Raw genomic sequence first — 5,378 nt, forward strand, 5'->3', positions numbered from 1 at the left:
GCATGATCCGGAAAAGTGCGAAGCGGTTTTCCGGAAAGATCATGCGCAAACAACAACCTAAAGCGCGATGACGATTCGTCCAAATCTCATCGCGCTTTAGGCCTGCTGCCGCAGGGCGGCCGGCAGGTCCTGCCGTTTCGACCAGGCGATGTAATAGGCGAGCCCGGTCATCGCGGCGAAGCCAGTGATGCTCACCGCGACCTGCATCAGCACCAGGTTCGGCCCAGTGATCAGGATGAGGTGGCCGGCGAAGGACAGGAACACGGCGACGCAGAATACCGCGAGCCATTCCTCGCCGCATGCGATCACCGCCTGCAGCGGCCTCCATGTCAGGCCGGGATGATCGGCCGGGATGAGATGGGTCGCAATGAACGCGAGGGCGAGGAAGTGGAGCACGCGGTAGGGCGCGAGGTTTTCCTTGTCGGTCGGCGTGATGCTGTTGAGGAGGAAGTCGGGCAGGTAGGCGGACAGCGCCGGCGAATGGCGCATCAGGGTGACGGCCATCGCGAAGACCAGATAGGCGCCTGCGAGGATCCGCAGCCAGGACATGCCATGCAGCGCACGCCCCGGTGCGCCTGTGACGGCGAACCAGCCGCCCAGCACCATCAGCATCTGCCAGCACAGCGGATTGAAGGTCCATTCCTGATCCGGATAGATCCGGAAATTCCAGTCGAACCAGCGTGCCGCGACGTACAGGGCGACCGATGCCGCCAGCGTCAGGTTCGGCCGCCGCAGCAGCCCCCACAGCACGAACGGGAAGAATGCCATCAGCGGGATCATCAGCTGCAGCAGGTCGAGGTTCAGCGGCTCTTCCTGGAGCACGAGGCCGCGGATCAGGATGCGCAGCGGGTGCTCGAGAATCCCGGAGATGTTGTATTCGTGGATGATCTCCGGCGCCATCGACTGCGAGGCGACATAGGCGATGGCGTCGATATAGATCACGAACAGCACGACATAGGCGGCATAGAGCCGCCAGACCCGGCGAAAGATGCGCGTCGCCGCGACCACGTAGCCGCGCTCCAGCGCCATCCTGCCGTGGATGATGGCGACGCCGTAGCCCACCACGAACACGAACAAATCCGCCGCGCCGCTGAAGCCGAAATTCCGCAACGTCAGCAGGTTGACGACGTTGTTCGGAATATGGTCGACGAATACGGACCAGTTGGCGATGCCGAGCGTCAGATAGAGCCTGGCGTCGTGCTGAAATGCGGCGAGGTTCGCCTTGACGGACGGTTTCATTGAGTAAAATAGCTTTGGGAATCAGGGTGATGCTTTTACCGGCAACAGCCTGCCTATCCGAGTAGCGATTGCGTGAGCAGGACCGGTTTGTCCCAAACAGCGCAGATACGCACAAGCTACCGTCTATTGAATTCCAATAGATGCGTTTGAGCGGCTTGCGACGAAATTATCTAACCTACCGCGCCGTTACTCGGCGGGCTCTGGCGAGGCTTCGTCGGGGACGCCGGCGCGGCTCGCCATGATTCCGAGCGCGACGCCGCCGATGGCCAGGATCGGCAGCAGCCGCTTGACCCCGATGGCACGGACGATCTGCAGCCCGGTGGCGAGCAGCATGGGGTCGGTGAGCATGCTCTGCGCCGTCGACTTCGCGGCGCGCTCGGCCGCGATGCGGGCCTCCTTGCGCAATTGCCGCTTGTAGGCCCAGTAGCTCACCGCCGCGGTCAGGGTCAGCAGAAAGAAGATGCCGGCACCCGCGAGGCAGGCCTGCACCGGACCGTATTTCTCGAGGACTGCGATGAAGGCTGCGGCGCAGAGGAAGCATGTCGTGATGAAAAGCGCGAATGCAGCGCCCGCGGCAAGCGACGTCAGCCGGACCGTCGTGCCGGTCGATGCACTGATGCCGTCGATGATGCGCTGAAACATGGCCTTGCTCCTCGGGTCCCCACAAGCCTGGTCGTCACAAGCCCACATCGGCGGCGCCGCGGCGCCGCTTCAACTCGCTTGGGCATCCTTACCGGCGCCAGGCGATTCCGATCAGGAAGCCGATGCCGAGTGCGAGCCCGACGGTCGCCAGCGGCCGCTGCGTGATCGCCTCTTCCAGCGTCTCCTCGATCGATCCATAGGCATCCTGTGCCGCACCCATCATGGCGCTGCCGCGGTCCGACATGTCGTCGATCGCCGAATCCATGTTCTCGCGCGCCTGGCGATAGCCACGCCTGGCCTGCTTGCTGGTGGAATTGGCAAAAGTGTTGAGCGCGTCGGTGATCTGATCGGTGAGGGCGGCGATATCGCTTTTCACGGCTGCTACATCCTTCTCGAGGCGTTCTCTGGTGGCTTTGTCGGTCCAGTCTCTCATCCCGGCTTCGGCATCGCTCGTTGACATCTGGGGCTCCGAACTGTTTGCGGCTGAGATCGCCGGAAAAACGTTTCGTCGTCGGGTAAGTTCCGATCGGGGAAACCGGTTACTCCTGCGGCAACTGCGGCGCATCCTCCGGCAAAAGATGTTCCTTCAGGATCAGCCCGACGATGAGCAGCGGCGACGACAGGAAGGCGCCCATCGGCCCCCACAGCCAGGTCCAGAATGCCAGCGCCAGCAGTACCGCCAGCGCATTCAGCGCCAGGCGGCGGCCGATGATGGTCGGCGTGACGAAATGTCCCTCCAGGAACGTGATGCCGCCGAAGGCGATGGCGGCAGCCAGGCCGCCGCCGATGGTCGGGAAGGCGACGAGCCCCACCACGACCAAAACGGCGAACATCGCGATCGGCCCGATGATCGGGATGAAGTTGAGGGTTGCTGCGAGTGCACCGAGGCCGGCCGGGTTGGGCATGCCGGTCACGGCGCAGACGAGGCCGGTGGCAATGCCGACGCCGATATTGATGACGGTCACCGTCAGCAGGTAATTGCCGAGATGGACCTCGATCTCATTGAGGATGCGCAGTGTGCGCAGCCGCGCATCGCGGTTGCTGAAGGTCATGATCAGGGCCCGCCGCAGATCGCGCCAGCTCGCGATGAACAGGATCAGCGTGACGAAGAACAGCAGAAATTCGGTGAAGGTGGGCGACAGGAATTCCAGCGTCGGCTGCACCCATTCGAATTTCGGCAGCTGGAAGCTCGGCAGCCCCTCCGAGCCCCCGAGCATGGCTTGCAGCTCACGCCACAGCGCCAGCGGCCGGTCGAACACGTGCAGCTTGTCCTTCAGCTGCGCGCCGAGCTCCGGCAGGCGCGAGCTCCATTCCATGACGGGCGAGGCGATGAGGGCGACGACGAAGGCGACCATGGTGGTCACGGCAATCACGATTAGCACGGCGCCCGGCCCGCGCGGCACCTTGCGGTTTTCCAGGAAGGTCGCAGCCGGGGACAGCATCGTGCCGATGACAAAGGCCATCACCACGGGGAGGAAGAACGCCCTGGCAACGTAAAGCACCGCGACCACTGCGATCAGCAGCAGGCCGGCGAGCGCGAAGGCGACGAACTCGGTGCGGCGGATGACGGGCGGCAGGTCAGCATGGCTGCCGGGGAGCGGGTCACCTTCGCCGTTGCCGGCAATCAGACGTTCATTGGGAAGGACGCGCACAATACCTCTCCCGCACGGAAGTTCTTCCGCGCGCCCATTGATGATCTCACAACGTCCGAGGCGGCGGTGAGGTTCCATCGCGGCTTCGTGAAGCTGCGCTCGCTTGACTGTGACGTCGCCGCAGCACTGAGGCGCGGAACTTGAGTCGCTCCGGCTGCGTTTGTTGACGAGCCGCATCACCCTGATGCGCACATCCAACGGGGCAGCACATGACAATGGTCTCTTCAGCCCGCCGCCGCTTCTCGCCGCGCGCCGCCACCACTCTTGTCTTCGCGACCGCTCTGCTCACCGTGCCCTTCGCTCGCGCAAATGCGCAGATGCTGGGTTACACACCGATGCAGCCGCAGGCGTATCAACAAGATCCGAGCTATTCGCGTGGAGCATATGCGAGCGAGGCGCCGCAGACGGCCGACGAAGATGCCCAATTGCCCGACCGGCTGCGCAAGCAGATCGTCAGTTTCGACCGCAGCGAGCCGGCCGGCACGATCGTGATCGATACCGGCAATACATACCTCTATTACGTGCTCGGCAATGGCCGGGCGATCCGCTACGGCGTCGGCGTCGGCCGCGAGGGTTTTACCTGGTCGGGCGTCCAGAACATCAGCCGCAAGGCGGAATGGCCGGACTGGCACCCGCCCGCCGAGATGATCGCGCGCCAGCCCTACCTGCCGCGCTTCGTCGCCGGCGGCCCCGGCAATCCGCTCGGCGCCCGCGCGATGTATCTGGGATCGAGTGAGTATCGCATCCACGGCACCAACGATCCCACCACCATCGGCAAGTTCGTCTCCTCCGGCTGCATCCGCATGACCAATGAAGACGTCACCGACCTGTTCAGCCGCGTCAATGTCGGCGCCAAGGTCGTCGTGCTGCCGAAGAACGCCCCGCTGATGGCGAAAGGCGGCGACAAGGGGAGCGATTCCTGGCGGAAGCGCCCCGCGGCGGCGACGCTGCCGTCGGGCCGGCAGGCGCTGACCATCTCGACGTCTGCTGTGAACTGAAGAGCTTGAGTGAGGTGATATGAAGAGACGCCTGATTGGCAAGCTGGCTGGCGGTGCGGCAGTTCTGGTCGCTATCTCAGCCGGTCCAGGATTGGCGCCGTCGGCGCATGCGCAGGATTTTTTCTCGGCATTGTTCGGTGCGTTCGGAGCGCGGCCTCCGCAGATCCGCACGCCGTTCCCGAATGACGACATGCCGCGCTACGACGCGCCGCGGCAGCGGGCGGCCTATGGCGGCGGCTCGGCCTATTGCGTGCGCGGCTGCGATGGCCGGTATTTTCCGGCGCAAGGGAATGATGCCGAGAGCAAGGCGCAATCCTGCAAGAGCTTCTGCCCGGCTTCCGAGACCTCGCTGGTCTATGGCAGCAACATCGACGACGCCACGACCGAGAGCGGGAAATCATACTCCGACCTGCCGAACGCGTTCCGCTACCGCAACGAGATCGTTGCGGGCTGCACCTGCAACGGCAAGGATCCGGTCGGGCTGGCCCAGGTCAAGGTCGAGGACGACCCCACCTTGCGCAAGGGAGACATCGTCGCGGGCAGCGACGGCCTGGTGGTCGCAAGCCGCAATGCCAACGACCGCCGCGGCGTCGCGATGAATTTCTCGCCGCTGCCGGCTTCGGTCCGGGCCAAATTCCGCCAGGTGCCGGTGGTGGCGAAGGAGTAGGGTTCTCCACGTCGTCCTGGCGAAAGCCAGGACCCATTACCCCGAATGCGAGTTTGGCGGCACGCAGATAACCGCCAGCCTGCCCATTGCAGAGGCCGGTGGCTATGGGTCCCCTGAGTTCACAAACGAAGTGCAACACTTCCTGGAGGAGGTGTTGCCATGGGGCGGAGTTACGAGCAG

6 protein-coding genes are annotated in these 5,378 nt (G+C 64.1%); 2 read left to right on the top strand and 4 right to left on the bottom strand.

Going from position 1 to position 5,378, the window contains the following annotated elements:
- Positions 1-96: 96 nt before the first annotated feature.
- The 4 genes from JQ603_RS37820 to JQ603_RS37835 form a co-directional block, all read right to left on the bottom strand.
- Positions 97-1,239: an OpgC domain-containing protein gene (locus JQ603_RS37820; protein WP_212348724.1), complete on the bottom strand. Its 1,143-nt coding sequence runs from the start codon at positions 1,237-1,239 to the stop codon at positions 97-99.
- A gap of 186 nt (positions 1,240-1,425) precedes the next feature.
- Positions 1,426-1,881: a hypothetical protein gene (locus JQ603_RS37825; protein ID WP_212348727.1), complete on the bottom strand. Its 456-nt coding sequence runs from the start codon at positions 1,879-1,881 to the stop codon at positions 1,426-1,428.
- A gap of 88 nt (positions 1,882-1,969) precedes the next feature.
- Complete coding sequence (locus JQ603_RS37830) at positions 1,970-2,341, bottom strand: DUF883 family protein (RefSeq protein ID WP_212348730.1); 372 nt, start codon at positions 2,339-2,341, stop codon at positions 1,970-1,972.
- A 79-nt stretch (positions 2,342-2,420) separates the two neighbouring features.
- Positions 2,421-3,533, bottom strand: coding sequence for an AI-2E family transporter (locus JQ603_RS37835; RefSeq protein WP_212348733.1), 1,113 nt, complete (start codon positions 3,531-3,533; stop codon positions 2,421-2,423).
- A 209-nt stretch (positions 3,534-3,742) separates the two neighbouring features.
- Here JQ603_RS37835 and JQ603_RS37840 point away from each other — a divergent pair, with 209 nt between their 5' ends.
- A complete protein-coding gene (locus JQ603_RS37840) occupies positions 3,743-4,531 on the top strand; it encodes a L,D-transpeptidase (RefSeq protein ID WP_212348737.1) in 789 nt (262 codons plus the stop codon).
- Between the two features lie 19 nt (positions 4,532-4,550).
- Positions 4,551-5,198: a DUF2865 domain-containing protein gene (locus tag JQ603_RS37845; RefSeq protein WP_212348739.1), complete on the top strand. Its 648-nt coding sequence runs from the start codon at positions 4,551-4,553 to the stop codon at positions 5,196-5,198.
- Positions 5,199-5,378: the final 180 nt, after the last annotated feature.

This window comes from Bradyrhizobium liaoningense, from assembly GCF_018130825.1.
Taxonomy (GTDB): domain Bacteria; phylum Pseudomonadota; class Alphaproteobacteria; order Rhizobiales; family Xanthobacteraceae; genus Bradyrhizobium; species Bradyrhizobium liaoningense_B.

What these genes read in the sequence shown, in the direction of transcription:
- JQ603_RS37820 (WP_212348724.1), bottom strand. Translation starts at nt 1,239, where the DNA reads ATGAAACCGTCCGTCAAGGCGAACCTCGCCGCATTTCAGCACGACGCC.
- JQ603_RS37830 (WP_212348730.1), bottom strand. Translation starts at nt 2,341, where the DNA reads ATGTCAACGAGCGATGCCGAAGCCGGGATGAGAGACTGGACCGACAAA.
- JQ603_RS37825 (WP_212348727.1), bottom strand. Translation starts at nt 1,881, where the DNA reads ATGTTTCAGCGCATCATCGACGGCATCAGTGCATCGACCGGCACGACG.
- JQ603_RS37845 (WP_212348739.1), top strand. Translation starts at nt 4,551, where the DNA reads ATGAAGAGACGCCTGATTGGCAAGCTGGCTGGCGGTGCGGCAGTTCTG.
- JQ603_RS37840 (WP_212348737.1), top strand. Translation starts at nt 3,743, where the DNA reads ATGACAATGGTCTCTTCAGCCCGCCGCCGCTTCTCGCCGCGCGCCGCC.